At 38.9% G+C, this 17,444-nt stretch carries 12 protein-coding genes; 8 read left to right on the top strand and 4 right to left on the bottom strand.

The features are described 5' to 3' along the window. Window positions 1-60 precede the first annotated feature (60 nt). The 3 genes from AC0IWT_RS04015 to AC0IWT_RS04005 are packed head-to-tail and all read left to right on the top strand — an operon-like array spanning window position 61 to window position 3,884. A complete protein-coding gene (locus tag AC0IWT_RS04015; RefSeq protein ID WP_471796090.1) occupies window positions 61-2,448 on the top strand; it encodes a hypothetical protein in 2,388 nt (795 codons plus the stop codon). Then, window positions 2,448-3,443: a PorP/SprF family type IX secretion system membrane protein gene (locus AC0IWT_RS04010; RefSeq protein ID WP_471796089.1), complete on the top strand. Its 996-nt coding sequence runs from the start codon at window positions 2,448-2,450 to the stop codon at window positions 3,441-3,443. Before AC0IWT_RS04015 ends, AC0IWT_RS04010 begins: the two co-directional genes overlap by 1 nt. A 3-nt stretch (window positions 3,444-3,446) precedes the next feature. Then, window positions 3,447-3,884 (top strand): hypothetical protein, encoded by a 438-nt coding sequence (locus AC0IWT_RS04005; RefSeq protein ID WP_471796088.1) that lies wholly within the window; start codon window positions 3,447-3,449, stop codon window positions 3,882-3,884. Here the strand turns inward: AC0IWT_RS04005 and AC0IWT_RS04000 are convergent. Then, window positions 3,881-6,112: an FUSC family protein gene (locus tag AC0IWT_RS04000; protein WP_471796087.1), complete on the bottom strand. Its 2,232-nt coding sequence runs from the start codon at window positions 6,110-6,112 to the stop codon at window positions 3,881-3,883. The genes AC0IWT_RS04005 and AC0IWT_RS04000 overlap by 4 nt on opposite strands. A 675-nt stretch (window positions 6,113-6,787) precedes the next feature. Between AC0IWT_RS04000 and AC0IWT_RS03995 the strand changes: the two genes are divergently transcribed. Continuing rightward, window positions 6,788-8,140 (top strand): PhoH family protein, encoded by a 1,353-nt coding sequence (locus AC0IWT_RS03995; RefSeq protein WP_471796086.1) that lies wholly within the window; start codon window positions 6,788-6,790, stop codon window positions 8,138-8,140. Here the strand turns inward: AC0IWT_RS03995 and AC0IWT_RS03990 are convergent. Beyond that, the gene (locus tag AC0IWT_RS03990) at window positions 8,137-9,348 is read right to left on the bottom strand and encodes a TCR/Tet family MFS transporter (protein ID WP_471796085.1); all 1,212 of its coding nucleotides are present in this window, start codon (window positions 9,346-9,348) and stop codon (window positions 8,137-8,139) included. The two genes, AC0IWT_RS03995 and AC0IWT_RS03990, sit on opposite strands and share 4 nt — an antisense overlap. A 287-nt stretch (window positions 9,349-9,635) precedes the next feature. On the opposite strand from AC0IWT_RS03990, the gene gyrA reads away from it, so the two are divergent. The 4 genes from gyrA to AC0IWT_RS03970 all read left to right on the top strand — a co-directional run bounded on the left by gyrA (window position 9,636) and on the right by AC0IWT_RS03970 (window position 15,185). Further along, complete coding sequence (gene gyrA / locus AC0IWT_RS03985) at window positions 9,636-12,233, top strand: DNA gyrase subunit A (RefSeq protein ID WP_056872778.1); 2,598 nt, start codon at window positions 9,636-9,638, stop codon at window positions 12,231-12,233. A 30-nt stretch (window positions 12,234-12,263) separates the two neighbouring features. After that, on the top strand, window positions 12,264-13,352 hold the full coding sequence (locus AC0IWT_RS03980) for a tetratricopeptide repeat protein (protein ID WP_471796084.1): 1,089 nt from the start codon (window positions 12,264-12,266) through the stop codon (window positions 13,350-13,352). Between the two features lie 161 nt (window positions 13,353-13,513). Continuing rightward, window positions 13,514-14,584 (top strand): tetratricopeptide repeat protein, encoded by a 1,071-nt coding sequence (locus tag AC0IWT_RS03975; protein WP_471796083.1) that lies wholly within the window; start codon window positions 13,514-13,516, stop codon window positions 14,582-14,584. A 268-nt stretch (window positions 14,585-14,852) separates the two neighbouring features. Continuing rightward, window positions 14,853-15,185 (top strand): hypothetical protein, encoded by a 333-nt coding sequence (locus AC0IWT_RS03970; RefSeq protein WP_471796082.1) that lies wholly within the window; start codon window positions 14,853-14,855, stop codon window positions 15,183-15,185. Here AC0IWT_RS03970 and hemF read toward each other — a convergent pair. Next, window positions 15,182-16,078, bottom strand: coding sequence for an oxygen-dependent coproporphyrinogen oxidase (hemF, locus tag AC0IWT_RS03965; protein ID WP_471796081.1), 897 nt, complete (start codon window positions 16,076-16,078; stop codon window positions 15,182-15,184). The genes AC0IWT_RS03970 and hemF overlap by 4 nt on opposite strands. A 109-nt stretch (window positions 16,079-16,187) precedes the next feature. Then, complete coding sequence (locus AC0IWT_RS03960; RefSeq protein WP_471796080.1) at window positions 16,188-17,417, bottom strand: MFS transporter; 1,230 nt, start codon at window positions 17,415-17,417, stop codon at window positions 16,188-16,190. Between the last annotated feature and the right edge of the window lie 27 nt (window positions 17,418-17,444).

The raw sequence follows: 17,444 nt of genomic DNA, 5'->3' as shown, positions 1-17,444 counted from the left end.
AATATTTTTGCACCGAACTGTTTAAAATCGCTCCCTAAATTGGTCAAAAAAATTCTCTCAATGTTATTTATAGTCTTGTTGGCTATAACATCGAAATCATTCGCTCAGCTCTGTCCGGAAAATATCGGTTTTGAAAATGGAAGTTTCAAAAACTGGAAGATTTACACAGGCACAATCTCAACATCAGGCGTTAGCATAAACGAAGTGGCAAACGCCACGTTAGGCCGGCATACCCTCCAAAACGACAGGGTTGCACTCGATGCTTTCGGAAAATTCCCAATCGTACCAAAGAACGCTGGAAATTATACGGTAAAGCTGGGGAATAACGGAACCGGTGCGCAGGCAGAGGGAATTTCATATCTAATAAATGTTCCGGCCAACAGACCAGAATTTACCTTAACCTATCAATACGCAGTAGTTTTCGAAGATCCGAACCACAGCGTGTCAGAGCAACCAAGATTTTTAGCACGGGTGAAAGACGTTGAAACGGGCAAATACATTCCATGTGCTTCATTTGAATATATCGCAACATCGACCCTGCCGGGTTTTAAAAAATCGCTTAGCGGTTCGGGTACCGTAATTTACAAAGAGTGGACACCCGTTACAATAAACTTATCGGGTTATCAGGGAAAGCAACTTTTAATTGAATTTGTTACTGGCGATTGCACATTAGGCGGGCATTTTGGTTACGCATATGTTGATGTTAATAATTTATGCGGCGATCTTATAGTCGGGAACACTTATTGTAAAAGTTCCGATGAACTAAATGTTTCCGGCCCAAGTGGGTTTCAAACCTACAACTGGTATAATGGAGATAGAACAATAAAATATGGAACAGGAGTGGGTGTTAAGATTAAACCGACGCCGCCCGATGGAACCAAAATTGTTTTGGATTTAATTCCATTTCCTGGATTTGGTTGCCCGAGCACCCTTACAGCTATGGTGCAGAGCGTGGATTACAACCTGCAACTTTTACCAAAGAATACGGTTTGTCAGGGTACTAAAGTAGATTTAACATCTGATGACTACGTATTGAACCGGAATGCAGCTTTCAGTTATTTCGCTTTTGCAGATAAGGATTTGACGATTCCGATTTCCGGCCCGGTTGCAATCAACGCAAATAATACCTATTACATTAAGGCCACAAACTATAAGGGTTGTGAAAGCGTTGCGAGCGTGGACATATCAATTTTTGAGGTTGCCAATATTACGGCGAAAAATCCGGCACAGGTATGCTATACTGAAACAGTAGACATTACGAATGAAGACCTTTATGTGGGCGATTTGACTGGTATTACCAGAACTTATTTTACTGATGTTGCTGCAACTAAAGCATTAGCAAACCCAACGAGGGTAAATGTAAGCGGCAGATACTACACAAAAGTGAGTAACAACCTCGGCTGCAGCAAAATCCTGCCGATTGACGTAGTTGTTAACCTTAAACCTGTGTTGAAGATTACAAATCCGGCGGGTGTATGTTTTCCGGCTACTGTAAATATCGCCTCACCAAATGTTTTCGCAGGTAGCGATGCTGATTTAAAGTACGCATACTTTTACGACGCAGCATTAACACAACCGATAAACGATCCGGAGAAAATTGATAAATCGGGTACCTATTACATAAAGGCAACGAATGCGCTAGGCTGTGTAGTGAATGAAAAAATTTCCGTTTTAATTTACGAATTGCCGGTTCTGCTCGTTAAAGATCCAGCGCCGGTTTGTTATCCATCTACCGTTGATGTTACGGATCCTTCACTTTATGCAGGAACAACAGCAGGCGTAACATACACTTTTTTCAGCGATGCTGATTTAAAGATAAAAGTTTTGCAGCCTGGCCAAATTGGTGTAAGTGGAACTTATTATGTAAAAGTTACGAATGCGAACGGCTGTTTTGTTTCAGCGAAGATTCAGGTTAGAATTAATCCGTTACCAGTAATCGTTTTAAACAAACCAAAACCAATTTTTGATTACGACTACATCGACTTAACTGCTGAGCCCATTGTTAAAGGCAGTAAGGGCTACGTAAAAGCATTTTATTTTACAGACGCCGCACTTACCGAACCCGTTGCCGACCCAACAAAAGTGAACAAAGGCGGTATTTATTACATCACTTTAGAGAGTGATAAAGGTTGTTCTATAACAGCTTCGCTCGAGATAAGCATTCTCCCGGCACCGAAAATTATCGTTCCGACAGCCTTTACGCCACAAAAATTGAACAACAATTATCTATATCCATTTTTTACCAGCATTGCCCAGTTAACCAGCTTTAAAATTTTTAACAAGTGGGGCATACTTGTTTATGAAACCAACACGATGACTGCGCCAGGGTGGGATGGCCAGTTTAAAACCAAAATGCAACCTATGGAAACATTCTCATGGTTTGCCGAGGGTATCGATGTTTTGGGTGGCAAATTCCAGTCGAAAGGTAAAACCATATTGATATTGTAATGAAGAATATTGTAATTGCCTTGTTTTTAATTCTTTGTGGTGAAATCTGTGTTGCACAAGACCCGAAATTTTCTCAGTATTTTGCTGCACCTTTAACATTGAACCCTGCCTATACCGGCTTTTTCGATGGCGAGTATCGGGTTGCACTAAACACCAGGCAGCAATGGGGGAACCTTGGCGACCCTTATAATACCTATAGTGTATCTGGCGATATCAAGTTGATTCAGGACGAGAATTTCACAAACAGCGTCTTTAGTATCGGCTTGAGTGGTCTGTTTGATGAGTCTTTCAATAAGGCTCTAAAATCTCAGTACATAAGTGCCAGTGCATCGTACTATCAGTATCTGGATGTTAATCACCGTTTCAAGTTCGGTTTGGCGCCTCAATTATCTTATGTTTCACGGTTCCTTGATTATAATAAACTAACCTTCGCCTCTCAATATAATGGCATTGGCTTTGATACTTCGCTGCCTAATTACCTCGATTTGCAAAATGATAAGCTTTCGTATTTTGACCTAAGCGTTGGCGCTAATTTCTCGGCAACTTTTGAGCAAATGAGCATTGCCGTTGGCTATGCGCAATACCATTTAACCAGACCTGTAGAAACATTGCTTGGTATTAATAAGGATGCACTGCCTTCCAGAAAGACTATAAACTTTGGCATGGTATACCTGGTAAACAATTATGTCGATTTAAATTTCACAGGTGTTTATAATATTCAGGGTGTAAATACTGATAAACTTACCGGAGTTGTTTTAGGTTTCAAACCTAATGACCAAACAAAAATTAAACTCGATGCTGGTTTATGGTACAAATTTAATGAGTCGTCATATTATCCCTATTTAGGTTTAACAATGGGGCGTGTTACCGCCGGAATGAATTATACGGTTTATGGCAATAAGGTATTAAGCGCTACACCGCGTACATACGAAATTTCGCTCATTTACCGCCACAACAATTTCAAAGGGTTTAAAGTACCGTGCCCTAAATTTTAAGTTATGAAAACGACCATTATATTACTCTTTTGTTTAATCACCGCAAAGTTTTCAACGGCGCAACAAGCCAGGCAAACTATCGATTACGAATATTTTAGAGATGACAAGCAGCATTATGCTTTTGAGCTTTTTAAAAACACCTCCTCAAACGATGATGTTTTGATGCTCAATTTTGCATCGAACGGAACGCTAAGCAAAATCGATAAAATACACATTTTGAAAGGAGCAGAGGAAATTAAGCTGAAATTCAAAATGCGGCAAGACGTAGTTTCATCAGATAATCCGGAATTAAAATTTTATCCAATAATGTTTAGTAAAAAAGAACTTGACGAGAAAGTGCTCGGTTGCGAAGCCAAAGTCAGGTTCAAAATGGGTAACGGCATTATTTATACATTGCCTTTGGTGCTTTGCAACACAATTGAAAGCGGTTTAAAAAACTAAATATTTATTTTAACAGAAAGTTTGTAAAGGTCGTACGCAACTTTTTGTATCAAATCGAATTGTTCAGGCACCAAATCTTCGCCAGACTTAATTACAATTGCATTATCGTTAAGTCTGATAAGCGGTACATTTTCTACAACACTTTGTCCTTTTTCCAAACTTTCCACACAAGTATCCAGCAAATAAATTGTATTGTTGGCAATTGGCTTCAGGGCATCGAAATTCTCAAAATGAAAGTCGTGCTCTTTGTTGTATAGCGACAGCGTAGCAATATATGATGATATCAAATGGTTTAGCGCAGTAAACTGATGAACCTCTTTAATAAACATTTGTTTACTTTTTGGTTCGGAAAACATCCGTTGAAATAGCGACGCTAAGTTTGCCGTACTTACATACACCTCTTTTCTGGCCAATTTATATTCCGTTCGGTTATAATTTTTTTCAAAGTATAGCTTTACAACCTGCTCAAAATAAGCCTTATTAGCACGAAGAATATTCAACATAGCCTCCTTCAATTTTTCGTGTTCCCAAGTTGGAAAGAGAGAATAACTGGCCAAAAGCGCAATTCCCGAACCGATAAAAGTATCGTAAATTCTTTCCCTGGCAAGCGCAAGTGAACCCATGCCCAGAAAATCAAAAAGAATCAAGATGTAAGGGGTCATGAATAAAACACTTACAACATAATTTTTTCGCTGGAAACTATAACAGCCAATCATACAAATCAGCAAAATAACAAACAGGGCATTTCTATCGTGCACGAAACTTAAAACGCCCATACCAACAAAAGCACCAACGGTAGTGCCGATTAACCTCTGGTAGTTACGCTCTTTTGTTAAACTAAAACCGGGTTTCGAAATCACAAGTATGGTTAAAAGTATCCAGTAACTATGCGAAAAATTTAAGATTTGAGATACCACAAAGCCCAGTACCATTACAACAGTTACCCTTAACGAATGCCGGAAAGTCGAGGAACTGTACGTAAGATTCTCCGTAAAAAGACTAAAGTCGAATTTCTGTCTGGTAATAAACTTTTCAGTGTCTACATCAGCCTTGCGTATATCTTTACTATTTCGAAGCTTGAAATAGCTGTTTATCGTTTTAACCCGGGCTAAAATGTTTTCGATGTTAACTTCAATATTTTTTAATGCAATAATGCCGGAAGTGCTAAATTGCTGTTTGTCGTTATGCTTTTCAAAATCGTTGATTTTAATTTTTAACCTTTCAATTTCTATAAGCAAGCGTTTCGAAACTACAGGCGTTCCGCCACTTTTCAAAGCAAAAGCGATATCATCCAGAGCATAGGAAATGCGTTTGATGGCCATCTCATAATCAGACAGGATTCCTGCAGAATCAAATTGCTCATGAAGTTGTTTGTAATTGTAATAAGTAGACATTACCTGCTCAAACAAATCGACCATATCTACAAAAACAAGCATTAAAAACCGGCCTTCAGGAGTCGAATCCCGAATAATTTCGCGGGTTTTAAAAAGCAACTCCCTTACAGCATCCTGTTTTTCGTGTACCGAAACCTGTAACTGAATTAAATCGGCATAGGTTTTATCATAATTATTATTTCGGTGGTAAAATTTTGCTTTCTCCCTCAAAAACTCGGCAACTTCAATTATCGAATCGCTTAAAGATTGTTGCACCATGCGGAAGGGACGTAGTCGATAAACGAAATAACTCAAACCTGTATACCACAAGCTTCCTGCTAAAACCATTAAAGAGTGAATTAACACTTCCTGCCAAGGTCTGATGTCATCAATACCGAGCACCATTATCAGTAGGGTAGCGGTACCAATCGCGGCAGCTCTAACACCATAAATGTAAAACATCGAGAAAATAAAACTCGATGCGGCAAGCAACACCCCGATAAAATAGTGGCTTTTATTGGTAAGTCCGGTTAAAATGGAGAACACAAATATCAATCCCGTAGTAACCAACATTGCATTTCGCCTGTGCACCATTGGCCCCGGACTATCAACCACGCTTACGCAAAGCGCTCCGAGCGATAATGTCATCCCATATTTGAGCATACCGAACTGCGCCAAAATTAGAGAAGGCAGCAAAACACCAATCGTTATGCGCAACCCATCGGCAAAGTAGGTGCTAAGTAAAAAATCCTGAACATTTCTAATGGGTTGCCTCATCTGCATGGTTACAAAAATAACATAATACCCATTCTTTTGTTGCAGGTTTTTATTTAACTTTTTGCTGGTTTTTAACAAAGCACGCAGAATTAAGAATGTTTTTAAAAGCAGACGATGTAAGTGATTGTTTATAAGCCGAATATCGTTAAATGTGGATAACCTGAAAGAATCTGTATTGGAATGGCTTTTAACCCATATTATTTATGAAAATAGATGTTAATAATACTGGCTTTCAGGTGGATAACTTTGTTTATAAAAATAACCTAAAAGGTGTTGACATGAATGCTTTTACATCCTATATTAGTTTATATCAAATACGGAGTAGTTTGAGCGTTTGCAAAGAGTATTCAAAAGAAATAAAGCACTGAAAAGTAATTGTTTCGAATAATCTTCAAAAGATATGATTGTTTCTTAGCCGGGTTAAACCGATAAGAACATGAATGCAGAAGTCGAAAGGCGGAAGCGTAGGAAAATCAAAGACTTAAGCAGACATTATTGAAAGTTGTCATGTTTTACGGAACATCGCTACCGGAAATAATTTCTAAACGATTTACGAAAGTTGCAAAACCAAGTAAAAACGTAGAAAATCAAATTACAGATTTATTAGATGCCTTGCTAACGACCACGGTTGTTAATAGGGTTAAAACGGGGAACTGAATCGCAAGACGAAGAGCCCCGTTTTTTTTTGCAGTTAGCCTGGTAATATTTTGCAGCCTTTTATTCATTATCTGTAGAAAATATTAAATTTACAGAATGGCTAAAAAAGGCAAATCGGTTTTAAATCCATCAAAAAAGATTTTTGTTTTAGATACCTCCGTGATTTTATACGATCACGATGCGATCAATAACTTCCACGAACACGATGTTGCCATTCCAGTTCAGGTACTAGAAGAACTCGACAATTTTAAGAGTGGAAACGACACAAGAAATTTCGAAGCACGAAGCTTTATCCGGCTAATAGACCTTGCCTCAAAGCAAAAGATTATTAGTGACTGGATTGCTTTGGCACCACCAAATTCGGGTAAATTTAAAGTGTTGCTCAATGAAAAACCGTCGAAGACAGATGCGGAAGATATTTACGGTAAAGGCAAAACCGACCATAAAATTTTAAATGCCGCCCTGAGCTTGAAAGAAGAATACCCCGCCAGCAAGGTTATTCTGGTTTCGAAAGATATTTGCCTTCGTTTAAAAGCGAAAGCGCTTAATTTGAACGCAGAAGATTACGAAACAGGAAAAATAAAAAATGTTGAGGAGCTTTACGCAGGCAAAACTGAATTGTATAACTTCCCCGAGACTGTTATTGATCTTGTAAAAAAAGAAAAGCTTGTTGATGTTTCTAAAATAGACCTTCCTGCCAAGGATGGGAACCATTTCTTTTTATTGAAAAATAAACGTAAAATGGCAAATGTGTTCTATAACCATGGATTGAAAACAATTTCTTCAGTTTCTACAGAACCTATCTTTAAAATTAAGCCTAAAAACATTGAACAGGCCTTCGCGATAAATGCGCTTCTAAATCCGGATATTAAACTGGTAAGCATTCAAGGCAATGCAGGCACCGGCAAAACCCTGCTGGCTTTGGCAAGTGCGCTCGAGCAAAGGAGAGATTTCAGGCAGATTTACATTACAAGGCCAATCGTTTCCTTAAGCAATAAAGACATTGGCTTTTTGCCCGGCGATGCAAAATCCAAAACAGACCCGTTTATGGCGCCTATTTGGGACAACCTTCGTTTTATAAAAGAGCAATTTAATGGCGACGATAAAATGGTGGCAAAAATTGACGAGCTAATCAGCACTGAAAAAATTGCCATTGCACCTTTGGCATTTATAAGGGGACGAACCTTAACAAAGATTTTTTTTATCATCGATGAAGCACAAAATCTTACGCCACACGAGGTTAAAACAATTATATCAAGGGCTGGTGAGCATACCAAAATTGTGTTTACCGGCGATATCTACCAAATTGATACCCCTTATCTCGATTCAGAAAGTAATGGATTGTCTTATCTGATAGAAAACGCAAAGAACCATCCGCTTTACGCACACATTACCTTGCACAAAGGTGAAAGGAGCGAACTTGCAAACCTGGCCAACGAACTCCTTTAATGATATTTTCTTAAGGCCCTTACGGCGATAAACAAACCTATAAGCGTTAAAAAGGCACTCAATATAAACGGTGCGCCAGGGAAATAAAACGGTGTTCCATCTTGAATAAAATAGACAAAAATATGGCTCGCAAGAAATGGTCCTATAATCGCCGCTAAACTTTGCAGGCTTGTTGTTATTCCTTGAATTTCGCCCTGGGCATTTTCCGGAACCTGATTAGAGATAATGCTTTGCATCGCGGGTCCGCCGATACCGGCCAGGCAATAGGGAATGATAAATAGCATCATCATTAAACCGTTGGCGGCAAATGCAAAACAAATAAAGCCGATAACGTAAAGCGTTAAGCCGATATATATTGCTTTCCTGTTGCCAATTTTAGGAATAATTACGCGTATTAGCCCTCCTTGAACAATGGCAACGGTAATGCCAACAACGGCCAGTGAGTAACCAATCATCGTGGGACTCCACTGAAATTTTTCGATTACGTAGTAAGACCAGTTTGATTGTACCGAATGACTGGCAACATACAAAAGGAGCAGGGTAGCCAGAAGACCCAGGATGGCTGGATATTTTGATGCGTTTACGAAAGAGCCAATAGGGTTTGCCCGTTTCCATGAAAAGTTTCTACGCTGATCTTTCGCTAAAGATTCTGGAAGGATAAAATAGCCATAAAGCCAATTTATAAGCGATAAACCTGCAGCAACCATAAAAGGAACACGCAAGCCGAAATGACTTAGTAAGCCACCACCAACCGACCCTAATATAAAACCTAAACCGAAAGCAGCGCCAACCATACCAAAATTCTGGGCTTTTTTCTCTGGGGTAGAGATATCTGCAATATATGCCATTCCGGTGGTAAAGCTGGCGCCAGAAATACCGGCGATTATTCTACCGATAAAAAACCAAAAAATGGATGGTGCGAAAGATAGAAAGAGATAATCCATTCCCAAACCGAACAACGAGAACAGCAAAATTGGCCTCCTGCCATATTTATCGCTTAAACCACCTAAAATTGGCGAAAAAATAAATTGCGGTAAAGCAAAGGCAACCATTAGGTAGCCACCGTAATCTGCTGCAACGCTGGTATCACCACCGGTAAACTCTTTTATCAAATTCGGTAATACCGGGATAATTATCCCAAATCCTGTGCAGTCTATCAGCAGCGTAATCATGATGAAAATCATTGCCGATTGCTTTTGCTTTGCCATGTTTGCTTTTATCTTTAAACACAAAAATAGCACTTTAATTTACTTTCAACCATAAGCCCGAACCGAAAAGCGTTTCTGCTAAACGAAGGTCTTTACGAAGAAAATGATAAATTGCAAAAATGATTTAAACACAGCTTTAAGCCAGCTAAAAATTTGAAGCATCAAAAACCTTTGTCAATGGCTAAAACTTTTCCACAATGCCTTATTTCGCCATATTTTTGTTAAATTCGCAAGGTTATAATAATACCTTTTTTAAATATCGTTTTTAATAACGAGAATAATAAACTATGGCAGAAGATTTAGAAAATCAACAAAACGACAAAATCATCCAAATTAACATAGAGGAGCAGATGAAATCGGCCTACATTGACTATTCAATGTCGGTAATTGTATCAAGGGCTTTGCCTGATGTACGCGATGGATTAAAGCCGGTTCACCGCCGTGTTTTATACGGAATGCTCGACCTTGGTGTAACAAGTAATAAACCTCATAAGAAATCTGCCCGTATTGTGGGTGAGGTATTGGGTAAATACCACCCGCATGGCGATGCATCTGTGTATTTTACAATGGTACGTATGGCTCAGGATTGGAGCTTGCGTTACCCGATGGTAGATGGCCAGGGAAATTTTGGCCACATCGATGGTGATTCTCCGGCTGCAATGCGTTATACTGAAGCACGTTTCTCGAAAATTGCCGAGGAAATGCTTGCTGATATCAATAAAGACACTGTAGATTTTCAGTTAAACTTTGATGATACCTTACAGGAACCAACGGTTTTACCTGCAAAAATTCCTAACTTATTGGTAAACGGATCAAGCGGTATTGCTGTAGGTATGGCCACAAATATGGCCCCACACAATTTAACCGAATGTATTGAAGGTATTGTTAACTATATCGACAACAGAGATATCACCATTGAGGAATTAATGAAGTTTGTAAAAGCTCCGGATTTTCCAACAGGGGGTATTATTTATGGTTACACCGGTGTAAAAGAAGCTTTCGAAACTGGCCGCGGACGTATTGTGATGCGTGCAAAGGCAGAAATTGAAAATTTAAAAGACCGCGAAGTTATCATCGTTACAGAAATTCCTTACCAGGTGAATAAGGCACAAATGATTGAGCGTACTGCTGAATTAGTTGGCGAAAAGAAACTTGAAGGTATCTCCAACATCAAAGATGAATCTAACAAGGACGGTATCCGTATCGTTTACGAAATTAAACGCGATGCGAACGCTTCAATTGTTCTAAACAACCTTTATAAATACACTGCTCTTCAAACTTCTTTTAGTGTAAATAACATTGCATTGGTAAAAGGCCGCCCGCAAATGTTAAATCTGAAAGATTTGATTGTACACTTTGTCGATCACCGTCATGATGTTGTTATTCGCCGCACCAAATATGAACTGGCTGAGGCAGAAAAACGTGCACATATTTTAGAAGGTTATTTAATTGCGCTTGATCATTTAGATGAGGTTATTAAACTAATTCGTGCGTCAGAAACACCAGAAGAAGCCCGTGTTGGCTTAATGGAGCGTTTTGGGTTGAGTGATATACAGGCTCGTGCGATTCTGGATATGACCTTGCGTCGTTTAACCGGACTAGAGCGTGATAAAATTAAAGAAGAATATGCTGAATTGATGAAAACCATTGATTATTTGAAATCAATTTTGGCAGATGAAGGTTTGCGTATGCAGATCATTAAAGATGAGCTCGAAGAGGTAAAGCAGAAGTTTGGAGACGAGCGTAAAACAACTATTGTTCATTCTGCAGAAGATATGAGCATGGAAGATTTCATCGATGATGAAGAAGTTGTGATTACCATTTCTCACGAGGGTTATGTAAAGCGTACGCCTGCAACAGAATTTAGAGCGCAGGGTAGAGGCGGTAAAGGCTCAAAAGGTAGTAATTCCAGAAATGAAGACTTTATAGAACACATGCTGGTTGCAACAAACCATAATTATATGTTGTTCTTTACCGAAGCCGGACGGTGCTTTTGGCTTAGGGTTTATGAAATTCCGGAGGGAACGCGAACCAGTAAAGGTCGTGCGATTCAAAATATAATAAATATTCCGAAGGAGGAGAAAATTAAGGCTTACATAAAGGTTAAAAATTTAAAAGATCAGGAATATTTAGAGAATAACTTTATCATAATGTGTACCAAACAGGGTACAATTAAGAAAACTTCTCTTGAAGCTTACTCTCGTCCTCGTGTTAACGGTATAAACGCCATCAATATAAACGAAGGTGATGTACTTTTAGAAGCCTGCTTAACCAACGGACAGAGCGAAATTGTTATGGCTTTACGCTCTGGAAGGGCGATTAGGTTTAACGAAAGTACCGTGCGCCCAATGGGAAGAACGGCAACTGGAGTACGTGGTGTTAGACTGGCACATGATAAAGACGAAGTTGTTGGCATGATTGCTGTAAACAATCCTGAAGTTACGGTGTTAGTAGTATCAGAAAAAGGTTACGGAAAACGGACTGATATTGAAGATTACCGCGTTACGAACCGTGGCGGTAAAGGTGTAAAAACGATAAATGTTACCGAGAAAACCGGTCAGTTGGTTTCGATTAAAGACGTCACCGATAGCGAGGATTTAATGATCATTAATCGCTCTGGTATTGTAATTAGAATACCTGTTTCAGCGTTAAGGGTTATGGGCCGGGCAACGCAGGGCGTACGACTGATTTCCTTAAAAGGTGATGACGAAATTGCATCAGTTACAAAAATAGACCACGAGGAAGACGAAGAAGAAACTGTTGATTTGGACAGCGTATTAGTTGTTGATGGCGAGGAAGTAGAAGCCGACCCAACTGCTGAAATTGAGGAGAGCGATGACGATGAAAGCGAAGCGGACAAAGGTGAAACAGACGAAGAAAATTAATCCACTAAATAAGAATACAATAATAATTTTATGAAAAGAGTAATTCTAAGTATAATTTTAGCAGGTGTAACAAGCTTTGCATTTGCTCAGAAAGGTGAAGTTGCCGAGGCTAAAAAAGCCTGGGGAATCTTTCAGATTACAGGACAAAATGCTTCTGTGCCGATGGCTAAAAAATTAGAAACGTTATCTGGCGCATTAGCGCACACAGATAAAGCTATCGCTGATGAAAAATCGAAGATTATGCCTGAAGCCTGGTCATACCGAGCATTGTTATCGTCGGCAATTGCGATGGTAGATACTGCAAATGTGCAGAATGCTGATGCAAATTTGAAAATTGCTACAGATGCTATCGCGCAAGCTAAAACTTTAGACACCAAAGGTGCCGAAAAAGAGAACATTGCTTTAGCGGAAACTAATGTTGCAAATGCAGTAAGAAATGCAGGTGTTATGGCATATAACAAAAAGGATTTTAAAACCGCTTACAACAAATTTGTACAGGCTACAACAATTAATCCGGCAGATACTTCTATGTATTTGAATGCCGGTATAGCCGCTAGAACACTTGGTGACTATCCTGGTACGATTCAACAATTTAAAAAAGTGATTTCTTTAAACTCTCCTCAATCTAAAGATTTGTATGCAGAAATTATCGACATCACTCTGAAACAACAGAAAGATACCACTGCAGGTTTGGCTTTAATTAAAGAGGCAGCAGCAAAGTTTCCTGAAGAACCAAGTTTCATTAAAACAGAAACCCAAATCTATATAGACAAAGGTGATGCTGCGAAGTCTGAGCAAATGTTAAATACGTTAGCTACCAAAGAACCAAACAATGCAACCTATCAAGTTTTGCTTGGCAACATTTACTTCTCGCAGGCTTTAAAGCTTCAAAACGATCGCAATAAAATTGACGCGAAGAAAGTGAAAGAATTTACGGAAGTAACCACTAAAATGAATGGTTTGCTTGATAAATCTGTACCTTATTACAAAAAAGCGTTAGATATTGATGCCAAAAATGCCGGTGCATTAGAAACATTGAAAACGATTTACGCTTTCAAAAACGATACAAAAAACTACGATGAGATTAAAAAACGTTTAGACGCACTTCCTAAACAATAATTTAATTCAATTCCAAAAAAAGAGCCCTGAAATTTCGGGGCTTTTTTTTTTATGTTTATTTTTACCACTCATCACCATAATTACATATGCAAAACGTGTCTAAAATCTTATTAGCTATCCTGCTTACACTTTCTCTTAATTCATTTGCTCAAAAAAGCCAAATGTTAATAGCACGTAACGCTGTGGGCAAATTGCAGGCCTCGTTTGCCAGTAAAGAGGATTCAAAGAAGCAATTAGGGATAATAACCGAAGGTTTAAAAGCGATTGAGCTGGCCGAAAAGGACAACAAAACTAAAAACTGGCCCGAAACCTGGGCAATCAAAACGTATTTAACATCATATGCTTCAATAATTGAAACGGAAAAAGCCGCTTCTTTCAAATATTTCGATACTGCTGTTGTGGCCATAAAAAAAGCCAATAGCTTGGATAAATATGAAGATCCATCTGGTTTAATTAAGGCTTCGGAGCATAACATATTGATTAAGAAGCAGGAGCGGGGCAATCTATCATATTTCGATAACGACTTTAAAGAAGCCCTTGAAGACTTGCGGGAAGTAAGTGATAAGTTTCCTAATGATTCTACACTTGCACTTAATACGGCAATCTGCGCCCAAAATGTACAACAATACGACGAATCATTGAAGTATTTTAAAAGAGCGAAAGACGATAGTATCAGGAATCCAGCTGTTTTCCAAAAAATGGCGCAGTTATATAGTGCAAAAGGTGATAATGAAAGCGCTATAAAAGTGCTAGAAGACGGTTTAGCTTTAAACGCATACAACCACACGCTTACAAATGATTACATAAATCTCTTGTTAGATACAGAAAACTTCGATAAAGCACAGGGCTTAATCGAAAATAACCTGAAAGTTGAAAAAGGAAATAAGTTGCTGTTCTTTCTTTATGGTTATCTGCAACAACTCGGTGGAAATAATTCTACGGCAATTTTAGCATATAATAAAGCCTTAACAACCGATCAAAATTATTTTGATGCCTTATATCAGATGGGCTTAGCATACGTGAACACGGCAAATGATGCCTTGAAAAAGCCAGAGGCCGATAAGAGTTCTCAATACAATTCCTTGATTAACCGTGCTCAGTTTGCCCTGTTGCGTGCCAACGAAATCAATCCAAATGATAAACAAACTGTTCAGTTGCTCATTGAAATTTACACACGTAAAAAAGCGCAGGATAAGGTGCAGGATTTGCAGCGCAGGTTGCGTGAACTTTAGTAATAATAGGCTGATAGGACCATTCAAAATCTGAGGAGTTTGAAGACCAACTTAACATAATATTAATTATAAGACAAAACCATTGTTTATTTCAATCGCGTGATATTGATAGATTAAACCTCTGAATTCATCCAATACAATACATAGCTGGTTAGTATTATTTGACCCGGAAAACCAGGCTACAGAAACGCAATCGCTAAAAGAATGGTCGACTTGTAATTTCTTTTTATTTCCGTTTAATATAAAGGGAAATCAATCAATGGATATTTTGAAAGAGATCTCTAAGCACAATATTCAGGGAATTATTTTTGTAATTGGCCCAAGCACAAATTATTTACATTCCGTTTTTTTGGAGGATTCAAAAAAACTAATCTCGCTTACGTTGCCAATAATTTGCTTCAACATCAACCTGAATCTTGGTCTGGACGAAGTTAGTTGTCCGCGATTTTTATGGTCTGTTGGCGCAATCCACATGCCTTTAACAGCCGAAGATGTGACATTTACGCTTTGTAGTATTGCAGCAGACGCGAGAATAAATGAAAGCACTGGAAGTTTCTTTTTCAGACGGAACTATCCATGCGATGACCCGTTAAGATATTAGACCCAATTGATTCCTTTTTTAAGCAATTGTTGAGTGTTATGCTCGGCAGAACCGATTTCGGGCTGAACATTATAGCCCCAGTTCGCTTGCGGTGGTAAACTCATCAGGATAGATTCAATTCTGCCATTGGTTTCTAAGCCGAATTTTGTGCCCGAATCGTACACCAGATTAAATTCTACATACCTGCTCCGGCGGTGAAATTGCCAGTTTTTCTGTTCCTGGGTAAACGCTTTATCGCGATTTCTATCAATTAATTCGGTATAGATTGGCAAAAATGTTTCCCCGATATTGGCTGAGAAATCCAAAATCTCTTCCCAGCTTAGGTTTGTATTTTCTGGCTTTAACCGGTCGTAAAATATTCCACCGATCCCACGGGTTTCTTCCCGGTGTTTAATAAAAAAATAGTTGTCGGCATTTTCCTTAAATTTTGGATAAAAACCGGCATCAAATTCATCGCAAGCTTGTTTTAATTTGTGATGAAAGAAACGGGCATCATTTTCAAAAACATAGTGCGGAGTTAAATCAATTCCGCCACCAAACCAGCGTGTTTCTTCATTTAATTCGAAATACCGAATATTCATGTGAATAATTGGTACCAGCGGATGATTTGGGTGAATTACTATCGAAACGCCCGTTGCAAAAAACTCATCCTCGCTTACGTTGAAAGCTTTTTTAACTGCTTCTGGCAATATCCCATGAACGGCAGAAAAATTAACGCCTCCTTTTTCTATTAAATTGCCATTTTGCATAATCCGGGTTCGTCCGCCTCCCCCACCATTTCGCTCCCAAAGCTCTTCCTCAAACTTTCCGCTGCCGTCGGCACGTTCCAAACCCTTGCAAATTTCATCCTGTATTTGCTTATATCGCTCTGCTACCTCTTCTTTAAACATCATCAAATTCAATATCTGGAGCAAATTTAACGGTATTAAAACAGCTATCGGGATTTAAAATTATAAAGTACATTTTTTTGACATTAACAATATCCCCGATGCTTTGCGGTTTTTATTCTTCCAGGTAATCTAAATCCTTATTAAAACTTTCTTTTAACTGACTGAGGCCAAAAACGGCTATGATAGTTAAAATTCCCATTACAATATATCCTGCAGCAATCAGCCCATATTTCTGTGTAAAAAATTCAAACACAAATGTTATTGGGATAAGTGCACCACGAACAAAATTGGGTGCTGTTGTTGTAACCGTCGCCCGGATGTTGGTGCCGAATTGCTCGGAGGCAATTGTTACAAAGGTTGCCCAGTAGCCTACTGAAAAGCCCATAAACAAACAAATCCAAATAAACGAACTACTGTTCAGGCCGAAACTCGTGAGGTAAATAACTACACTTACAACCGATAAAAGGTGAAATATGAACACAGTTTTTCTTCGGGATTTGAGCACCTGTGCGAGTAAGCCGGTAACCACATCACCAATGGCAATACCAAAATAGGTAAACATGATGCCTGTTCCAGCTTTCAATGGTTCAGTTGCACCCAACGCTTTTCCGAATTCGGGGGCTAACGTTACAAGAATTCCAACAACGAACCATAGCGGAATGCCAATTAAAATACAATACAAATATTTTAAAAACCGTTTTTTATTGTTAAAAAGCATTAAAATGTTTCCTTTTGATATGTCGGTTTTGGCAGCGTGCTTAAACATGCCGGATTCGAAAGTGCCGACCCTAAGTAAAAGCAAAATCAAACCCATACCGCCACCAACAAAATAAGAAGTTTGCCAGGTGTATTTGGATGCAACGGTTGCGGCTACTGCAGCGCCTAAAAGACCTATAGCACCAACAATCATAGTACCATAACCACGCTTCTCTTTGTCCATGGTTTCAGCAACAAGGGTGATTCCTGCGCCCAACTCTCCCGCAAGGCCAATGCCGGCAATAAATCTGATTATTGCATAACTGTTAACGGAGGTTACAAATCCATTGGCAATATTGGCCAGAGAATATAATAAAATGGAGCCGAAGAGTACTTTTATTCGTCCAAGTTTATCGCCCAGAATTCCCCAGAGGATACCACCCAATAAAAGGCCAAACATTTGCGAGTTAATAATTAGAAAACCATCACTACGCATGTTTTCAGGGGAAACCCCTATTTCGGTGAGGCTTTGGACACGGACAACGGAGAATAGGACGAGGTCATAGATATCTACAAAATAGCCCAGGGCGGCTACTATGACCAGAAAGATTATATTGCGGTTGTTGACTTTAGCTTGTAAGTCCATTTTAAATACTTGGTTTATTTGCTGAAA

It is taken from the genome of Pedobacter sp. AC464, from assembly GCF_979253075.1.
This window is presented reverse-complemented; position numbering and strand designations above follow the sequence as displayed.

What these genes read in the sequence shown, in the direction of transcription:
- AC0IWT_RS03980 (WP_471796084.1), top strand. Translation starts at nt 12,264, where the DNA reads ATGAAAAGAGTAATTCTAAGTATAATTTTAGCAGGTGTAACAAGCTTT.
- AC0IWT_RS03995 (WP_471796086.1), top strand. Translation starts at nt 6,788, where the DNA reads ATGGCTAAAAAAGGCAAATCGGTTTTAAATCCATCAAAAAAGATTTTT.
- AC0IWT_RS03960 (WP_471796080.1), bottom strand. Translation starts at nt 17,417, where the DNA reads ATGGACTTACAAGCTAAAGTCAACAACCGCAATATAATCTTTCTGGTC.
- AC0IWT_RS03990 (WP_471796085.1), bottom strand. Translation starts at nt 9,348, where the DNA reads ATGGCAAAGCAAAAGCAATCGGCAATGATTTTCATCATGATTACGCTG.
- AC0IWT_RS04015 (WP_471796090.1), top strand. Translation starts at nt 61, where the DNA reads ATGTTATTTATAGTCTTGTTGGCTATAACATCGAAATCATTCGCTCAG.
- gyrA (WP_056872778.1), top strand. Translation starts at nt 9,636, where the DNA reads ATGGCAGAAGATTTAGAAAATCAACAAAACGACAAAATCATCCAAATT.
- hemF (WP_471796081.1), bottom strand. Translation starts at nt 16,078, where the DNA reads ATGATGTTTAAAGAAGAGGTAGCAGAGCGATATAAGCAAATACAGGAT.
- AC0IWT_RS04005 (WP_471796088.1), top strand. Translation starts at nt 3,447, where the DNA reads ATGAAAACGACCATTATATTACTCTTTTGTTTAATCACCGCAAAGTTT.
- AC0IWT_RS04010 (WP_471796089.1), top strand. Translation starts at nt 2,448, where the DNA reads ATGAAGAATATTGTAATTGCCTTGTTTTTAATTCTTTGTGGTGAAATC.
- AC0IWT_RS03975 (WP_471796083.1), top strand. Translation starts at nt 13,514, where the DNA reads ATGTTAATAGCACGTAACGCTGTGGGCAAATTGCAGGCCTCGTTTGCC.